Below are 13439 nucleotides of genomic sequence, written 5' to 3' on the forward strand. Positions count from 1 at the left end.
ATCCACCCGATCGCGATGGACGACGGTCTGCGTTTCGCAATCCGTGAAGGCGGCCGTACCGTTGGCGCGGGCGTTGTTGCTAAAGTTCTGGGCTAATTACACGTTAATTAGTTTCGAATTAAAAAGGGCGCTTCGGCGCCCTTTTTGCTGCCCGTAATTTGAGCTCGAAATATTTAGTCGTAATTTCACTCGCTGAACTATGGCGCAAATTAAACTGTGCTATTGTAATCATAACCATTCTCATTTACACTTTGCGCAGAATTTGAACGGGAGCAATCATGTACGTTTGTTTGTGTAATGGTGTAAGTGACAAAAAAATTCGCCAGGCAGTCCGTCAGTTTCATCCGCAATCTTTCCAACAATTGCGTAAGTTTATTCCTGTGGGAAATCAATGCGGTAAGTGCATTCGCGCCGCGCGCGAAGTGATGCAGGACGAGTTGATGCAGATGCCAGAATTTAAAGAGATTGCCTGAAGCCCACGCTTATTTTTTGACATCCCGCTAGCCCCATCTACGCTCTAATAGTGGAAGCGGAGGGACTATAAAATGAAAGGTGATGTTAAAATCATAAATTATCTCAATAAACTATTGGGAAATGAGCTTGTCGCAATCAATCAGTATTTTCTCCATGCCCGGATGTTTAAAAACTGGGGCCTGATGCGTCTCAATGACGTCGAATACCATGAATCTATTGATGAGATGAAACACGCTGATAAATATATCGAGCGTATTTTGTTTTTAGAAGGAATCCCTAACTTACAGGATTTAGGCAAACTGGGGATTGGTGAAGATGTCGAGGAGATGCTGCAATCCGACCTGCGATTAGAACTGGAAGGCGCGAAGGATCTCCGTGAGGCTATCGCGTATGCCGACAGCGTTCATGACTATGTTAGCCGTGATATGATGATCGAGATCCTTGCCGATGAAGAAGGTCATATTGACTGGCTCGAAACTGAGCTGGATCTCATCGGTAAAATCGGTTTACAAAATTACCTGCAATCACAAATAAAAGTTAAAGATTAACGGCCTGCCAGCAAACTATCCCAGCCTACAACGAAACCCGCAGCCGCCAGAAATGGCCCAAACGGCAGCGGGTTTTTTAATGACTCTTTTCCTCTCATGAGCAGACCAATAACTACGGCTCCGCAAGCGAATGAGGCAGCAAGGAAAACCAGTCGTGGCAAGAAGGTCCATGTATGCCAGGCACCAAGGGCGGCGAGAAACTTCACATCACCATAGCCTAATCCTTCTTTATGACGCAGTATGCGATACCCCCAGTAAATGACAGCGAATGTGCCGTAACCAATAATCGCCCCCCATAACGCATCGGCTAAACCGTCAGGATTACAAACCTGATAGAACAAAAGACCTGACCAGAGTAACGGGCACGTAAATCTGTCAGGTAACAAGCCATGCTTTGCATCCCAGAAAAAAAGTAGGGCTGATAAACAAGCGTACAAAATCAGAAAGGGAAGGGTAGCGTCCATAAAACATCCTCTGTAATTGGAGTATCACCATCGAATAACTCCGGATGCTCAGCAACGGAGAAATCGCTGATTTGTTAACCTGGTTCCGGTGAAAAACGCTGTCTTCACAACCTTACAAATTTCGTGGAATACAGCTCGCAATCTGCGCGTTGCGATTAATTTCTACCCGATGCTTGCGTCTGGCTCAGATTTGCGTATAATGCGCGGGCTTGTCGTAGTTGACAGCAGGTTCAATCTGAACCTCAGTTAGCCGAATTTGGCTACCTAACAATGCTCCCAATCGGGGAGCTACGTAAGAACGGTTACACTCTCCCATCAATCGTAATGGGTCTGAGGAGTAATCATTTTCGTTTATAAAATAATTGGAGCTCTGGTCTCATGCAGAACCAAAGAATCCGTATCCGCCTGAAAGCGTTTGATCATCGTCTGATCGATCAAGCAACCGCGGAAATCGTCGAGACTGCCAAGCGCACTGGTGCGCAGGTCCGTGGTCCGATCCCGCTGCCGACACGCAAAGAGCGCTTCACTGTTCTGATCTCCCCGCACGTCAACAAAGACGCGCGCGATCAGTACGAAATCCGTACTCACTTGCGTCTGGTTGACATCGTTGAGCCAACCGAGAAAACCGTTGATGCTCTGATGCGTCTGGATCTGGCTGCCGGTGTAGACGTGCAGATCAGCCTGGGTTAATCAGGTCATTGAGCGATTGAGAGGTTGAAACAATGATTGGTTTAGTCGGTAAAAAAGTGGGTATGACCCGTATCTTCACAGAAGACGGCGTTTCTATCCCAGTAACCGTAATCGAAGTTGAAGCAAACCGCGTTACTCAGGTTAAAGACCTGGCTAACGATGGCTACCGTGCTATTCAGGTAACCACCGGTGCTAAAAAAGCTAACCGTGTGACCAAGCCTGAAGCTGGCCACTTCGCTAAAGCTGGCGTAGAAGCTGGCCGTGGTCTGTGGGAATTCCGCCTGGCTGAAGGCGAAGAGTTCACTGTAGGTCAGAGCATTAGCGTTGAACTGTTTGCTGACGTTAAAAAAGTTGACGTAACTGGCACCTCTAAAGGTAAAGGTTTCGCAGGTACCGTTAAGCGCTGGAACTTCCGTACCCAGGACGCTACTCACGGTAACTCCTTGTCTCACCGCGTTCCGGGTTCTATCGGTCAGAACCAGACTCCGGGCAAAGTGTTCAAAGGCAAGAAAATGGCAGGTCAGATGGGTAACGAACGTGTAACCGTTCAGAGCCTTGACGTAGTACGCGTTGACGCTGAGCGCAACCTGCTGCTGGTTAAAGGTGCTGTCCCGGGTGCAACCGGTAGCGACCTGATCGTTAAACCAGCTGTGAAGGCGTAAGGAGATAGCAATGGAATTAGTATTGAAAGACGCGCAGAGCGCGCTGACTGTTTCCGAAACTACCTTCGGTCGTGATTTCAACGAAGCGCTGGTTCACCAGGTTGTTGTTGCTTATGCAGCTGGTGCTCGTCAGGGTACTCGTGCTCAGAAGACTCGTGCTGAAGTAACTGGTTCCGGTAAAAAACCGTGGCGCCAGAAAGGCACCGGCCGTGCGCGTTCTGGTTCTATCAAGAGCCCGATCTGGCGTTCTGGTGGCGTGACCTTTGCTGCTCGTCCGCAGGACCACAGTCAAAAAGTTAACAAGAAGATGTACCGCGGCGCGCTGAAAAGCATCCTGTCCGAACTGGTACGTCAGGATCGTCTGATCGTTGTCGAGAAGTTCTCTGTAGAAGCGCCGAAAACTAAGCTGCTGGCACAGAAACTGAAAGACATGGCTCTGGAAGATGTGCTGATCATCACCGGTGAGCTGGACGAAAACCTGTTCCTGGCTGCGCGCAACCTGCACAAGGTTGACGTACGCGATGCAACTGGTATCGACCCGGTTAGCCTGATCGCCTTCGACAAAGTCGTAATGACTGCTGATGCTGTTAAGCAAGTTGAGGAGATGCTGGCATGATTCGTGAAGAACGTCTGCTGAAGGTGCTGCGTGCACCGCACGTTTCTGAAAAAGCGTCTACTGCGATGGAAAAATCCAACACCATCGTACTCAAAGTTGCTAAAGACGCGACCAAAGCAGAAATCAAAGCTGCTGTGCAGAAACTGTTTGAAGTCGAAGTCGAAGTCGTTAACACCCTGGTAGTTAAAGGGAAAGTTAAACGTCACGGACAGCGTATCGGTCGTCGTAGCGACTGGAAAAAAGCTTACGTCACCCTGAAAGAAGGCCAGAATCTGGACTTCGTTGGCGGCGCTGAGTAAGTCGGAGGAGTAATACAATGGCAGTTGTTAAATGTAAACCGACATCTCCGGGTCGTCGCCACGTTGTTAAAGTGGTTAACCCTGAGCTGCACAAGGGCAAACCTTTTGCTCCGTTGCTGGAAAAAAACAGCAAATCCGGTGGTCGTAACAACAATGGCCGTATCACCACTCGTCATATCGGTGGTGGCCACAAGCAGGCTTACCGTATTGTTGACTTCAAACGCAACAAAGACGGTATCCCGGCAGTTGTTGAACGTCTTGAGTACGATCCGAACCGTTCCGCGAACATCGCGCTGGTTCTGTACAAAGACGGTGAACGCCGTTACATCCTGGCCCCTAAAGGCCTGAAAGCTGGCGACCAGATTCAGTCTGGCGTTGATGCTGCAATCAAACCAGGTAACACCCTGCCGATGCGCAACATCCCGGTTGGTTCTACTGTTCATAACGTAGAAATGAAACCAGGTAAAGGCGGTCAGCTGGCACGTTCCGCTGGTACTTACGTTCAGATCGTTGCTCGTGATGGTGCTTATGTCACCCTGCGTCTGCGTTCTGGTGAAATGCGTAAAGTAGAAGCAGACTGCCGTGCAACTCTGGGCGAAGTTGGCAATGCTGAGCATATGCTGCGCGTTCTGGGTAAAGCAGGTGCTGCACGCTGGCGTGGTGTTCGTCCGACCGTTCGCGGTACCGCGATGAACCCGGTAGACCACCCACATGGTGGTGGTGAAGGTCGTAACTTTGGTAAGCACCCGGTAACTCCGTGGGGCGTTCAGACCAAAGGTAAGAAGACCCGCAGCAACAAGCGTACTGATAAATTCATCGTACGTCGCCGTAGCAAATAATTTTAGAGGATAAGCCATGCCACGTTCTCTCAAGAAAGGTCCTTTTATTGACCTGCACTTGCTGAAGAAGGTAGAGAAAGCGGTGGAAAGCGGAGACAAGAAGCCCCTGCGCACTTGGTCCCGTCGTTCAACGATCTTTCCTAACATGATCGGTTTGACCATCGCTGTCCATAATGGTCGTCAGCACGTTCCGGTATTTGTAACCGACGAAATGGTCGGTCACAAACTGGGTGAATTCGCACCGACTCGTACTTATCGCGGCCACGCTGCTGATAAAAAAGCGAAGAAGAAATAAGGTAGGAGGAAGAGATGGAAACTATCGCTAAACATCGCCATGCTCGTTCTTCTGCTCAGAAGGTTCGCCTTGTTGCTGACCTGATTCGCGGTAAGAAAGTGTCGCAGGCTCTGGATATTTTGACCTACACCAACAAGAAAGCGGCTGTACTGGTCAAGAAAGTTCTGGAATCTGCCATTGCTAACGCTGAACACAACGATGGCGCTGACATTGACGATCTGAAAGTTACGAAAATTTTCGTAGACGAAGGCCCGAGCATGAAGCGCATTATGCCGCGTGCAAAAGGTCGTGCAGATCGCATCCTGAAGCGCACCAGCCACATCACTGTGGTTGTGTCCGATCGCTGAGACTCTGGAGACTAGCAATGGGTCAGAAAGTACATCCTAATGGTATTCGCCTGGGTATTGTAAAACCATGGAACTCTACCTGGTTTGCGAACACCAAAGAATTCGCTGACAACCTGGACAGCGATTTTAAAGTACGTCAGTACCTGACTAAGGAACTGGCTAAAGCGTCCGTATCTCGTATCGTTATCGAGCGTCCGGCTAAGAGCATCCGTGTAACCATTCACACTGCTCGCCCGGGTATCGTTATCGGTAAAAAAGGTGAAGACGTAGAAAAACTGCGTAAGGTCGTAGCGGACATCGCTGGCGTTCCTGCACAGATCAACATCGCCGAAGTTCGTAAGCCTGAACTGGACGCAAAACTGGTTGCTGACAGCATCACTTCTCAGCTGGAACGTCGCGTTATGTTCCGTCGTGCTATGAAGCGTGCTGTACAGAACGCAATGCGTCTGGGCGCTAAAGGTATTAAAGTTGAAGTTAGCGGCCGTCTGGGCGGCGCGGAAATCGCACGTACCGAATGGTACCGCGAAGGTCGCGTACCGCTGCACACTCTGCGTGCTGACATCGACTACAACACCTCTGAAGCGCACACCACTTACGGTGTAATCGGCGTTAAAGTGTGGATCTTCAAAGGCGAGATCCTGGGTGGTATGGCTGCTGTTGAACAACCGGAAAAACCGGCTGCTCAGCCTAAAAAGCAGCAGCGTAAAGGCCGTAAATAAGGAGCGTCGCTGATGTTACAACCAAAGCGTACAAAATTCCGTAAAATGCACAAAGGCCGTAACCGCGGTCTGGCGCAGGGTACGGATGTTAGCTTCGGCAGCTTCGGTCTGAAAGCTGTTGGCCGTGGTCGTCTGACTGCACGTCAGATCGAAGCAGCACGTCGTGCTATGACCCGTGCAGTTAAGCGTCAAGGTAAGATCTGGATCCGTGTGTTCCCGGACAAACCGATCACTGAAAAGCCGCTGGCAGTGCGTATGGGTAAAGGTAAAGGTAACGTGGAGTATTGGGTTGCCTTGATTCAGCCGGGTAAAGTCCTGTATGAAATGGACGGTGTTCCGGAAGAGCTGGCCCGTGAAGCATTCAAGCTGGCAGCAGCGAAACTGCCGATTAAAACCACCTTTGTAACTAAGACGGTGATGTAATGAAAGCAAAAGAGCTGCGTGAGAAGAGCGTTGAAGAGCTGAACACCGAGCTGCTGAACCTGCTGCGTGAGCAGTTCAACCTGCGTATGCAGGCTGCAAGTGGCCAGCTGCAACAGTCTCACCTGTTGAAGCAAGTGCGTCGCGATGTCGCACGCGTTAAGACTTTACTGAACGAGAAGGCGGGTGCGTAATGACCGATAAAATCCGTACTCTGCAAGGTCGCGTTGTTAGCGACAAAATGGAGAAATCCATTGTTGTTGCTATCGAACGTTTTGTGAAACACCCGATCTACGGTAAATTCATCAAGCGTACGACCAAACTGCACGTACATGACGAGAACAACGAATGCGGTATCGGTGACGTGGTTGAAATCCGCGAATGCCGTCCGCTGTCCAAGACTAAATCCTGGACGCTGGTTCGCGTTGTAGAGAAAGCGGTTCTGTAATACAGTACACTCTCTCGATACGAATAAACGGCTCAGAAATGAGCCGTTTATTTTTTCTACCCATATCCTTGAAGCGGTGTTATAATGCCGCGCCCTCGATATGGGGATTTTTAACGACCTGATTTTCGGGTCTCAGTAGTAGTTGACATTAGCGGAGCACTAAAATGATCCAAGAACAGACTATGCTGAACGTCGCCGACAACTCCGGTGCACGTCGCGTAATGTGTATCAAGGTTCTGGGTGGCTCGCACCGTCGCTACGCAGGCGTAGGCGACATCATCAAGATCACCATCAAAGAAGCAATTCCGCGTGGTAAGGTCAAAAAAGGTGATGTGCTGAAGGCGGTAGTGGTGCGCACCAAGAAGGGTGTTCGTCGCCCGGACGGTTCTGTCATTCGCTTCGATGGTAATGCTTGTGTTCTTCTGAACAACAACAGCGAGCAGCCTATCGGTACGCGTATTTTTGGGCCGGTAACTCGTGAGCTTCGTAGTGAGAAGTTCATGAAAATTATCTCTCTGGCACCAGAAGTACTCTAAGGAGCGAATCATGGCAGCGAAAATCCGTCGTGATGACGAAGTTATCGTGTTAACCGGTAAAGATAAAGGTAAACGCGGTAAAGTTAAGAATGTCCTGTCTTCCGGCAAGGTCATTGTTGAAGGTATCAACCTGGTTAAGAAACATCAGAAGCCGGTTCCGGCCCTGAACCAACCGGGTGGCATCGTTGAAAAAGAAGCCGCTATTCAGGTTTCCAACGTAGCAATCTTCAATGCGGCAACCGGCAAGGCTGACCGTGTAGGCTTTAGATTCGAAGACGGTAAAAAAGTCCGTTTCTTCAAGTCTAACAGCGAAACTATCAAGTAATTTGGAGTAGTACGATGGCGAAACTGCATGATTACTACAAAGACGAAGTAGTTAAAAAACTCATGACTGAGTTTAACTACAATTCTGTCATGCAAGTCCCTCGGGTCGAGAAGATCACCCTGAACATGGGTGTTGGTGAAGCGATCGCTGACAAAAAACTGCTGGATAACGCAGCAGCAGACCTGGCAGCAATCTCCGGTCAAAAACCGCTGATCACCAAAGCACGCAAATCTGTTGCAGGCTTCAAAATCCGTCAGGGCTATCCGATCGGCTGTAAAGTAACTCTGCGTGGCGAACGCATGTGGGAGTTCTTTGAGCGCCTGATCACTATTGCTGTACCTCGTATCCGTGACTTCCGTGGCCTGTCCGCTAAGTCTTTCGACGGTCGTGGTAACTACAGCATGGGTGTCCGTGAGCAGATCATCTTCCCAGAAATCGACTACGATAAAGTCGACCGCGTTCGTGGTTTGGATATTACCATTACCACTACTGCGAAATCTGACGAAGAAGGCCGCGCTCTGCTGGCTGCCTTTGACTTCCCGTTCCGCAAGTAAGGTAGGGTTACTAAATGGCTAAGCAATCAATGAAAGCACGCGAAGTAAAACGCGTAGCTTTAGCTGATAAATACTTCGCGAAACGCGCTGAACTGAAAGCGATCATCTCTGATGTGAACGCTTCCGACGAAGATCGTTGGAACGCTGTTCTCAAGCTGCAGACTCTGCCGCGTGATTCCAGCCCGTCTCGTCAGCGTAACCGCTGCCGTCAAACAGGTCGTCCGCATGGTTTCCTGCGGAAGTTCGGGTTGAGCCGTATTAAGGTCCGTGAAGCCGCTATGCGCGGTGAAATCCCGGGTCTGAAAAAGGCTAGCTGGTAATTGTCACCAATTGAATCACGGGAGTAAAGACAGATGAGCATGCAAGATCCGATCGCGGATATGCTGACCCGTATCCGTAACGGTCAGGCCGCGAACAAAGCTGCGGTCACCATGCCTTCCTCCAAGCTGAAAGTGGCAATCGCCAACGTGCTGAAGGAAGAAGGTTTTATTGAAGATTTTAAAGTTGAAGGCGACACCAAGCCTGAACTGGAACTTACTCTGAAGTATTTCCAGGGCAAAGCTGTTGTAGAAAGCATTCAGCGTGTCAGCCGCCCAGGTCTGCGCATCTATAAACGTAAAGATGAGCTGCCGAAAGTTATGGCGGGTCTGGGTATCGCAGTTGTTTCTACCTCTAAAGGTGTTATGACTGATCGTGCAGCGCGCCAGGCTGGTCTTGGTGGCGAAATTATCTGCTACGTAGCCTAATCGGAGGAAAAAATGTCTCGTGTTGCTAAAGCACCGGTCGTTGTTCCTGCCGGCGTTGACGTAAAAATCAACGGTCAGGTTATTACGATCAAAGGTAAAAACGGCGAGCTGACTCGTACTCTCAACGATGCTGTTGAAGTTAAACATGCAGATAATACCCTGACCTTCGGTCCGCGTGATGGTTACGCAGACGGTTGGGCACAGGCTGGTACCGCGCGTGCCCTGCTGAACTCAATGGTTATCGGTGTTACCGAAGGCTTCACTAAGAAGCTGCAGCTGGTTGGTGTAGGTTACCGTGCAGCGGTTAAAGGCAATGTGATTAACCTGTCTCTGGGTTTCTCTCATCCTGTTGACCATCAGCTGCCTGCGGGTATCACTGCTGAATGTCCGACTCAGACTGAAATCGTGCTGAAAGGCGCTGATAAGCAGGTGATCGGCCAGGTTGCAGCGGATCTGCGCGCCTACCGTCGTCCTGAGCCTTACAAAGGCAAGGGTGTTCGTTACGCCGACGAAGTCGTGCGTACCAAAGAGGCTAAGAAGAAGTAAGGTAACACTATGGATAAGAAATCTGCTCGTATCCGTCGTGCGACCCGCGCACGCCGCAAGCTCCAGGAGCTGGGCGCAACTCGCCTGGTGGTACATCGTACCCCGCGTCACATTTACGCACAGGTAATTGCACCGAACGGTTCTGAAGTTCTGGTAGCTGCTTCTACTGTAGAAAAAGCTATCGCTGAACAACTGAAGTACACCGGTAACAAAGACGCGGCTGCAGCTGTGGGTAAAGCTGTCGCTGAACGCGCTCTGGAAAAAGGCATCAAAGATGTATCCTTTGACCGTTCCGGGTTCCAATATCATGGTCGTGTCCAGGCACTGGCAGATGCTGCCCGTGAAGCTGGCCTTCAGTTCTAAGGTAGAGGTGTAAGATGGCTCACATCGAAAAACAAGCTGGCGAACTGCAGGAAAAGCTGATCGCGGTAAACCGCGTATCTAAAACCGTTAAAGGTGGTCGTATTTTCTCCTTCACAGCTCTGACTGTAGTTGGCGATGGTAACGGTCGCGTTGGTTTTGGTTACGGTAAAGCGCGTGAAGTTCCAGCAGCGATCCAGAAAGCGATGGAAAAAGCCCGTCGCAATATGATTAACGTCGCGCTGAATAACGGCACTCTGCAACACCCTGTTAAAGGTGTTCATACGGGTTCTCGCGTATTCATGCAGCCGGCTTCCGAAGGTACCGGTATCATCGCCGGTGGTGCAATGCGCGCCGTTCTGGAAGTCGCTGGGGTTCATAACGTTCTGGCTAAAGCGTATGGTTCCACCAACCCGATTAACGTGGTTCGTGCAACTATCGATGGCCTAGAAAATATGAATTCTCCAGAAATGGTCGCTGCCAAGCGTGGTAAATCCGTTGAAGAAATTCTGGGGAAATAAACCATGGCAAAGACTATTAAAATTACTCAAACCCGCAGTGCAATCGGTCGTCTGCCGAAACACAAGGCAACGCTGCTTGGCCTGGGTCTGCGTCGTATTGGTCACACCGTAGAGCGCGAGGATACTCCTGCTATTCGCGGTATGATCAACGCGGTTTCCTTCATGGTTAAAGTTGAGGAGTAAGAGATGCGTTTAAATACTCTGTCTCCGGCCGAAGGCTCCAAAAAGGCGGGTAAACGCCTGGGTCGTGGTATCGGTTCTGGCCTCGGTAAAACCGGTGGTCGTGGTCACAAAGGTCAGAAGTCTCGTTCTGGCGGTGGCGTACGTCGCGGTTTCGAGGGTGGTCAGATGCCTCTGTACCGTCGTCTGCCGAAATTCGGCTTCACTTCTCGTAAAGCAGCGATTACAGCCGAAGTTCGTCTGTCTGACCTGGCTAAAGTAGAAGGCGGTGTTGTAGACCTGAACACGCTGAAAGCGGCTAACATTATCGGTATCCAGATCGAGTTCGCGAAAGTGATCCTGGCTGGCGAAGTAACTACTCCGGTAACTGTTCGTGGCCTGCGTGTTACTAAAGGCGCTCGTGCTGCTATCGAAGCTGCTGGCGGTAAAATCGAGGAATAAGTAGCAGATGGCTAAACAACCGGGATTAGATTTTCAAAGTGCCAAAGGTGGCTTAGGCGAGCTGAAACGCAGACTGCTGTTTGTTATCGGTGCGTTGATTGTGTTCCGTATTGGCTCTTTTATTCCGATCCCTGGTATTGATGCCGCTGTACTTGCCAAACTGCTTGAGCAACAGCGAGGCACCATCATTGAAATGTTTAACATGTTCTCTGGTGGTGCTCTCAGCCGTGCTTCTATCTTTGCTCTGGGGATCATGCCGTATATTTCGGCATCGATCATTATCCAGCTGCTGACGGTGGTTCACCCAACGTTGGCAGAAATTAAGAAAGAAGGGGAGTCTGGTCGTCGTAAGATCAGCCAGTACACCCGCTACGGTACTCTGGTGCTGGCAATATTCCAGTCGATCGGTATTGCTACCGGTCTGCCGAATATGCCTGGTATGCAAGGCCTGGTCATTAACCCGGGCTTTGCATTCTACTTCACCGCTGTTGTAAGTCTGGTCACAGGAACCATGTTCCTGATGTGGTTGGGCGAACAGATTACTGAACGAGGTATCGGCAACGGTATTTCAATCATTATCTTCGCCGGTATTGTCGCGGGACTCCCGCCAGCCATTGCCCATACTATCGAGCAAGCGCGTCAAGGCGACCTGCACTTCCTCGTGTTGCTGTTGGTTGCAGTATTAGTATTTGCAGTGACGTTCTTTGTTGTATTTGTTGAGCGTGGTCAACGCCGCATTGTGGTAAACTACGCGAAACGTCAGCAAGGTCGTCGTGTCTATGCTGCACAGAGCACACATTTACCGCTGAAAGTGAATATGGCGGGGGTAATCCCGGCAATCTTCGCTTCCAGTATTATTCTGTTCCCGGCGACCCTCGCGTCATGGTTCGGGGGCGGTACTGGTTGGAACTGGCTGACAACAATTTCGCTGTATTTGCAGCCTGGGCAACCGCTTTATGTGTTACTCTATGCGTCTGCAATCATCTTCTTCTGTTTCTTCTACACGGCGTTGGTTTTCAACCCGCGTGAAACAGCAGATAACCTGAAGAAGTCCGGTGCATTTGTACCAGGAATTCGTCCGGGAGAGCAAACGGCGAAGTATATCGATAAAGTAATGACCCGCCTGACCCTGGTTGGTGCGCTGTACATTACCTTTATCTGCCTGATCCCGGAGTTCATGCGTGATGCAATGAAAGTACCGTTCTACTTCGGTGGGACCTCACTGCTTATCGTTGTTGTCGTGATTATGGACTTTATGGCTCAAGTGCAAACTCTGATGATGTCCAGTCAGTATGAGTCTGCATTGAAGAAGGCGAACCTGAAAGGCTACGGCCGATAATTGGTCGCCCGAGAAGTTACGGAGAGTAAAAATGAAAGTTCGTGCTTCCGTCAAGAAATTATGCCGTAACTGCAAAATCGTTAAGCGTGATGGTGTCATCCGTGTGATTTGCAGTGCCGAGCCGAAGCATAAACAGCGCCAAGGCTGATTTTTTCGCATATTTTTCTTGCAAAGTTGGGTTGAGCTGGCTAGATTAGCCAGCCAATCTTTTGTATGTCTGTGCGTTTCCATTTGAGTATCCTGAAAACGGGCTTTTCAGCATGGAACGTACATATTAAATAGTAGGAGTGCATAGTGGCCCGTATAGCAGGCATTAACATTCCTGATCATAAGCATGCCGTAATCGCATTAACTTCGATTTATGGCGTCGGCAAGACCCGTTCTAAAGCCATCCTGGCTGCAGCGGGTATCGCTGAAGATGTTAAGATCAGTGAGCTGTCTGAAGGACAAATCGACACGCTGCGTGACGAAGTTGCCAAATTTGTCGTTGAAGGTGATCTGCGCCGTGAAATCAGCATGAGCATCAAGCGCCTGATGGATCTTGGTTGCTATCGCGGTTTGCGTCATCGTCGTGGTCTCCCGGTTCGCGGTCAGCGTACCAAGACCAACGCACGTACCCGTAAGGGTCCGCGCAAACCGATCAAGAAATAATCGGGGTGATTGAATAATGGCAAAGGCACCAATTCGTGCACGTAAACGTGTAAGAAAACAAGTCTCTGACGGCGTGGCTCATATCCATGCTTCTTTCAACAACACCATCGTGACTATCACTGATCGTCAGGGTAACGCGTTGGGTTGGGCAACAGCCGGTGGTTCCGGTTTCCGTGGTTCTCGCAAATCCACTCCGTTTGCAGCTCAGGTTGCAGCAGAGCGTTGCGCTGACGCCGTGAAAGAATACGGCATCAAGAATCTGGAAGTTATGGTTAAAGGTCCGGGTCCAGGCCGCGAATCTACTATTCGTGCTCTGAACGCCGCAGGTTTCCGCATCACTAACATTACTGATGTGACTCCGATCCCTCATAACGGTTGTCGTCCGCCGAAAAAACGTCGCGTATAACGCCTCGTTTTCC

The 13439-nt window shown here is 50.0% G+C and carries 29 protein-coding genes; 28 read left to right on the forward strand and 1 reads right to left on the reverse strand.

The genetic code is table 11. The features are described from left to right. The 3 genes from FQZ95_RS15745 to bfr form a co-directional block, all read left to right on the forward strand. A partial coding sequence (locus tag FQZ95_RS15745) for an elongation factor Tu (RefSeq protein ID WP_072082015.1) occupies positions 1-96 on the forward strand: 96 nt, incomplete at its 5' end. A gap of 182 nt (positions 97-278) precedes the next feature. Next, positions 279-473: a bacterioferritin-associated ferredoxin gene (gene bfd, locus FQZ95_RS15750; protein WP_000289090.1), complete on the forward strand. Its 195-nt coding sequence runs from the start codon at positions 279-281 to the stop codon at positions 471-473. Positions 474-545: 72 nt separating this feature from the next. Then, entirely contained in the window at positions 546-1022 is a 477-nt protein-coding gene (bfr, locus tag FQZ95_RS15755) for a bacterioferritin (protein ID WP_000675515.1), read from the forward strand. Here bfr and FQZ95_RS15760 read toward each other — a convergent pair. Beyond that, on the reverse strand, positions 1019-1486 hold the full coding sequence (locus FQZ95_RS15760; protein ID WP_000340159.1) for a prepilin peptidase: 468 nt from the start codon (positions 1484-1486) through the stop codon (positions 1019-1021). The two genes, bfr and FQZ95_RS15760, sit on opposite strands and share 4 nt — an antisense overlap. A 378-nt stretch (positions 1487-1864) precedes the next feature. Here FQZ95_RS15760 and rpsJ point away from each other — a divergent pair, with 378 nt between their 5' ends. The 25 genes from rpsJ (at position 1865) to rpsK (ending at position 13426) form a co-directional block, all read left to right on the forward strand. Beyond that, positions 1865-2176: a 30S ribosomal protein S10 gene (gene rpsJ, locus FQZ95_RS15765; RefSeq protein ID WP_001181004.1), complete on the forward strand. Its 312-nt coding sequence runs from the start codon at positions 1865-1867 to the stop codon at positions 2174-2176. 32 nt (positions 2177-2208) lie between these two features. Beyond that, entirely contained in the window at positions 2209-2838 is a 630-nt protein-coding gene (gene rplC, locus FQZ95_RS15770; protein WP_000579833.1) for a 50S ribosomal protein L3, read from the forward strand. Between the two features lie 10 nt (positions 2839-2848). Then, on the forward strand, positions 2849-3454 hold the full coding sequence (gene rplD, locus FQZ95_RS15775; protein WP_000424395.1) for a 50S ribosomal protein L4: 606 nt from the start codon (positions 2849-2851) through the stop codon (positions 3452-3454). Next, positions 3451-3753: a 50S ribosomal protein L23 gene (gene rplW, locus FQZ95_RS15780; protein WP_000617544.1), complete on the forward strand. Its 303-nt coding sequence runs from the start codon at positions 3451-3453 to the stop codon at positions 3751-3753. The genes rplD and rplW overlap by 4 nt, the downstream gene beginning before the upstream one ends. Before the next feature lie 17 nt (positions 3754-3770). Next, positions 3771-4592: a 50S ribosomal protein L2 gene (gene rplB, locus FQZ95_RS15785; protein WP_000301864.1), complete on the forward strand. Its 822-nt coding sequence runs from the start codon at positions 3771-3773 to the stop codon at positions 4590-4592. Positions 4593-4608: 16 nt separating this feature from the next. Further along, a complete protein-coding gene (gene rpsS, locus FQZ95_RS15790; protein WP_001138117.1) occupies positions 4609-4887 on the forward strand; it encodes a 30S ribosomal protein S19 in 279 nt (92 codons plus the stop codon). Between the two features lie 14 nt (positions 4888-4901). Next, on the forward strand, positions 4902-5234 hold the full coding sequence (gene rplV, locus FQZ95_RS15795) for a 50S ribosomal protein L22 (protein ID WP_000447529.1): 333 nt from the start codon (positions 4902-4904) through the stop codon (positions 5232-5234). 17 nt (positions 5235-5251) lie between these two features. Then, the gene (gene rpsC, locus FQZ95_RS15800; protein WP_000529945.1) at positions 5252-5953 is read left to right on the forward strand and encodes a 30S ribosomal protein S3; all 702 of its coding nucleotides are present in this window, start codon (positions 5252-5254) and stop codon (positions 5951-5953) included. A 12-nt stretch (positions 5954-5965) separates the two neighbouring features. Next, positions 5966-6376, forward strand: coding sequence for a 50S ribosomal protein L16 (gene rplP, locus FQZ95_RS15805; RefSeq protein ID WP_000941212.1), 411 nt, complete (start codon positions 5966-5968; stop codon positions 6374-6376). Continuing rightward, on the forward strand, positions 6376-6567 hold the full coding sequence (rpmC, locus tag FQZ95_RS15810) for a 50S ribosomal protein L29 (protein ID WP_000644741.1): 192 nt from the start codon (positions 6376-6378) through the stop codon (positions 6565-6567). The genes rplP and rpmC overlap by 1 nt, the downstream gene beginning before the upstream one ends. After that, positions 6567-6821 (forward strand): 30S ribosomal protein S17, encoded by a 255-nt coding sequence (gene rpsQ, locus FQZ95_RS15815; protein WP_000130100.1) that lies wholly within the window; start codon positions 6567-6569, stop codon positions 6819-6821. Before rpmC ends, rpsQ begins: the two co-directional genes overlap by 1 nt. A gap of 164 nt (positions 6822-6985) precedes the next feature. Further along, positions 6986-7357, forward strand: a complete 372-nt coding sequence (gene rplN / locus FQZ95_RS15820) for a 50S ribosomal protein L14 (RefSeq protein WP_000613955.1) — start codon at positions 6986-6988, stop codon at positions 7355-7357. A gap of 10 nt (positions 7358-7367) precedes the next feature. Further along, the gene (gene rplX / locus FQZ95_RS15825; RefSeq protein WP_000729185.1) at positions 7368-7682 is read left to right on the forward strand and encodes a 50S ribosomal protein L24; all 315 of its coding nucleotides are present in this window, start codon (positions 7368-7370) and stop codon (positions 7680-7682) included. A 14-nt stretch (positions 7683-7696) separates the two neighbouring features. Beyond that, positions 7697-8236 carry a 50S ribosomal protein L5 gene (gene rplE / locus FQZ95_RS15830; RefSeq protein ID WP_001096200.1) on the forward strand — a complete coding sequence of 180 codons (540 nt, stop codon included), beginning with the start codon at positions 7697-7699 and terminating at the stop codon, positions 8234-8236. Positions 8237-8250: 14 nt separating this feature from the next. Beyond that, positions 8251-8556 (forward strand): 30S ribosomal protein S14, encoded by a 306-nt coding sequence (rpsN, locus tag FQZ95_RS15835; RefSeq protein WP_001118930.1) that lies wholly within the window; start codon positions 8251-8253, stop codon positions 8554-8556. A 33-nt stretch (positions 8557-8589) separates the two neighbouring features. Next, positions 8590-8982 (forward strand): 30S ribosomal protein S8, encoded by a 393-nt coding sequence (gene rpsH, locus FQZ95_RS15840; RefSeq protein ID WP_000062611.1) that lies wholly within the window; start codon positions 8590-8592, stop codon positions 8980-8982. Positions 8983-8994: 12 nt separating this feature from the next. Beyond that, the gene (gene rplF / locus FQZ95_RS15845) at positions 8995-9528 is read left to right on the forward strand and encodes a 50S ribosomal protein L6 (RefSeq protein ID WP_000091945.1); all 534 of its coding nucleotides are present in this window, start codon (positions 8995-8997) and stop codon (positions 9526-9528) included. A 9-nt stretch (positions 9529-9537) separates the two neighbouring features. Continuing rightward, positions 9538-9891: a 50S ribosomal protein L18 gene (gene rplR, locus FQZ95_RS15850; RefSeq protein WP_000358960.1), complete on the forward strand. Its 354-nt coding sequence runs from the start codon at positions 9538-9540 to the stop codon at positions 9889-9891. 14 nt (positions 9892-9905) lie between these two features. Next, on the forward strand, positions 9906-10409 hold the full coding sequence (gene rpsE / locus FQZ95_RS15855; protein ID WP_000940121.1) for a 30S ribosomal protein S5: 504 nt from the start codon (positions 9906-9908) through the stop codon (positions 10407-10409). Positions 10410-10412: 3 nt separating this feature from the next. Beyond that, on the forward strand, positions 10413-10592 hold the full coding sequence (gene rpmD, locus FQZ95_RS15860; RefSeq protein ID WP_001140433.1) for a 50S ribosomal protein L30: 180 nt from the start codon (positions 10413-10415) through the stop codon (positions 10590-10592). Positions 10593-10595: 3 nt separating this feature from the next. Then, on the forward strand, positions 10596-11030 hold the full coding sequence (rplO, locus tag FQZ95_RS15865) for a 50S ribosomal protein L15 (RefSeq protein ID WP_001238917.1): 435 nt from the start codon (positions 10596-10598) through the stop codon (positions 11028-11030). Positions 11031-11037: 7 nt separating this feature from the next. Then, the gene (secY, locus tag FQZ95_RS15870) at positions 11038-12369 is read left to right on the forward strand and encodes a preprotein translocase subunit SecY (protein ID WP_088542415.1); all 1332 of its coding nucleotides are present in this window, start codon (positions 11038-11040) and stop codon (positions 12367-12369) included. 31 nt (positions 12370-12400) lie between these two features. Further along, a complete protein-coding gene (gene rpmJ, locus FQZ95_RS15875; RefSeq protein WP_000868187.1) occupies positions 12401-12517 on the forward strand; it encodes a 50S ribosomal protein L36 in 117 nt (38 codons plus the stop codon). 146 nt (positions 12518-12663) lie between these two features. Then, on the forward strand, positions 12664-13020 hold the full coding sequence (rpsM, locus tag FQZ95_RS15880; protein ID WP_000090775.1) for a 30S ribosomal protein S13: 357 nt from the start codon (positions 12664-12666) through the stop codon (positions 13018-13020). 16 nt (positions 13021-13036) lie between these two features. Beyond that, positions 13037-13426 carry a 30S ribosomal protein S11 gene (rpsK, locus tag FQZ95_RS15885; RefSeq protein ID WP_001029684.1) on the forward strand — a complete coding sequence of 130 codons (390 nt, stop codon included), beginning with the start codon at positions 13037-13039 and terminating at the stop codon, positions 13424-13426. Positions 13427-13439 lie beyond the last annotated feature (13 nt).

Origin of the sequence: Escherichia sp. HH41S (assembly GCF_009820115.1) — a bacterium.
In the GTDB taxonomy this organism is placed as follows: domain Bacteria; phylum Pseudomonadota; class Gammaproteobacteria; order Enterobacterales; family Enterobacteriaceae; genus Escherichia; species Escherichia coli_F.

Excerpts from the sequence above, each read along its gene's own strand:
- bfd (WP_000289090.1), top strand. The coding sequence starts at position 279 with ATGTACGTTTGTTTGTGTAATGGTGTAAGTGACAAAAAAATTCGCCAG.
- bfr (WP_000675515.1), top strand. The coding sequence starts at position 546 with ATGAAAGGTGATGTTAAAATCATAAATTATCTCAATAAACTATTGGGA.
- FQZ95_RS15760 (WP_000340159.1), bottom strand. The coding sequence starts at position 1,486 with ATGGACGCTACCCTTCCCTTTCTGATTTTGTACGCTTGTTTATCAGCC.
- rpsJ (WP_001181004.1), top strand. The coding sequence starts at position 1,865 with ATGCAGAACCAAAGAATCCGTATCCGCCTGAAAGCGTTTGATCATCGT.
- rplC (WP_000579833.1), top strand. The coding sequence starts at position 2,209 with ATGATTGGTTTAGTCGGTAAAAAAGTGGGTATGACCCGTATCTTCACA.
- rplD (WP_000424395.1), top strand. The coding sequence starts at position 2,849 with ATGGAATTAGTATTGAAAGACGCGCAGAGCGCGCTGACTGTTTCCGAA.
- rplW (WP_000617544.1), top strand. The coding sequence starts at position 3,451 with ATGATTCGTGAAGAACGTCTGCTGAAGGTGCTGCGTGCACCGCACGTT.
- rplB (WP_000301864.1), top strand. The coding sequence starts at position 3,771 with ATGGCAGTTGTTAAATGTAAACCGACATCTCCGGGTCGTCGCCACGTT.
- rpsS (WP_001138117.1), top strand. The coding sequence starts at position 4,609 with ATGCCACGTTCTCTCAAGAAAGGTCCTTTTATTGACCTGCACTTGCTG.
- rplV (WP_000447529.1), top strand. The coding sequence starts at position 4,902 with ATGGAAACTATCGCTAAACATCGCCATGCTCGTTCTTCTGCTCAGAAG.
- rpsC (WP_000529945.1), top strand. The coding sequence starts at position 5,252 with ATGGGTCAGAAAGTACATCCTAATGGTATTCGCCTGGGTATTGTAAAA.
- rplP (WP_000941212.1), top strand. The coding sequence starts at position 5,966 with ATGTTACAACCAAAGCGTACAAAATTCCGTAAAATGCACAAAGGCCGT.
- rpmC (WP_000644741.1), top strand. The coding sequence starts at position 6,376 with ATGAAAGCAAAAGAGCTGCGTGAGAAGAGCGTTGAAGAGCTGAACACC.
- rpsQ (WP_000130100.1), top strand. The coding sequence starts at position 6,567 with ATGACCGATAAAATCCGTACTCTGCAAGGTCGCGTTGTTAGCGACAAA.
- rplN (WP_000613955.1), top strand. The coding sequence starts at position 6,986 with ATGATCCAAGAACAGACTATGCTGAACGTCGCCGACAACTCCGGTGCA.
- rplX (WP_000729185.1), top strand. The coding sequence starts at position 7,368 with ATGGCAGCGAAAATCCGTCGTGATGACGAAGTTATCGTGTTAACCGGT.
- rplE (WP_001096200.1), top strand. The coding sequence starts at position 7,697 with ATGGCGAAACTGCATGATTACTACAAAGACGAAGTAGTTAAAAAACTC.
- rpsN (WP_001118930.1), top strand. The coding sequence starts at position 8,251 with ATGGCTAAGCAATCAATGAAAGCACGCGAAGTAAAACGCGTAGCTTTA.
- rpsH (WP_000062611.1), top strand. The coding sequence starts at position 8,590 with ATGAGCATGCAAGATCCGATCGCGGATATGCTGACCCGTATCCGTAAC.
- rplF (WP_000091945.1), top strand. The coding sequence starts at position 8,995 with ATGTCTCGTGTTGCTAAAGCACCGGTCGTTGTTCCTGCCGGCGTTGAC.
- rplR (WP_000358960.1), top strand. The coding sequence starts at position 9,538 with ATGGATAAGAAATCTGCTCGTATCCGTCGTGCGACCCGCGCACGCCGC.
- rpsE (WP_000940121.1), top strand. The coding sequence starts at position 9,906 with ATGGCTCACATCGAAAAACAAGCTGGCGAACTGCAGGAAAAGCTGATC.
- rpmD (WP_001140433.1), top strand. The coding sequence starts at position 10,413 with ATGGCAAAGACTATTAAAATTACTCAAACCCGCAGTGCAATCGGTCGT.
- rplO (WP_001238917.1), top strand. The coding sequence starts at position 10,596 with ATGCGTTTAAATACTCTGTCTCCGGCCGAAGGCTCCAAAAAGGCGGGT.
- secY (WP_088542415.1), top strand. The coding sequence starts at position 11,038 with ATGGCTAAACAACCGGGATTAGATTTTCAAAGTGCCAAAGGTGGCTTA.
- rpmJ (WP_000868187.1), top strand. The coding sequence starts at position 12,401 with ATGAAAGTTCGTGCTTCCGTCAAGAAATTATGCCGTAACTGCAAAATC.
- rpsK (WP_001029684.1), top strand. The coding sequence starts at position 13,037 with ATGGCAAAGGCACCAATTCGTGCACGTAAACGTGTAAGAAAACAAGTC.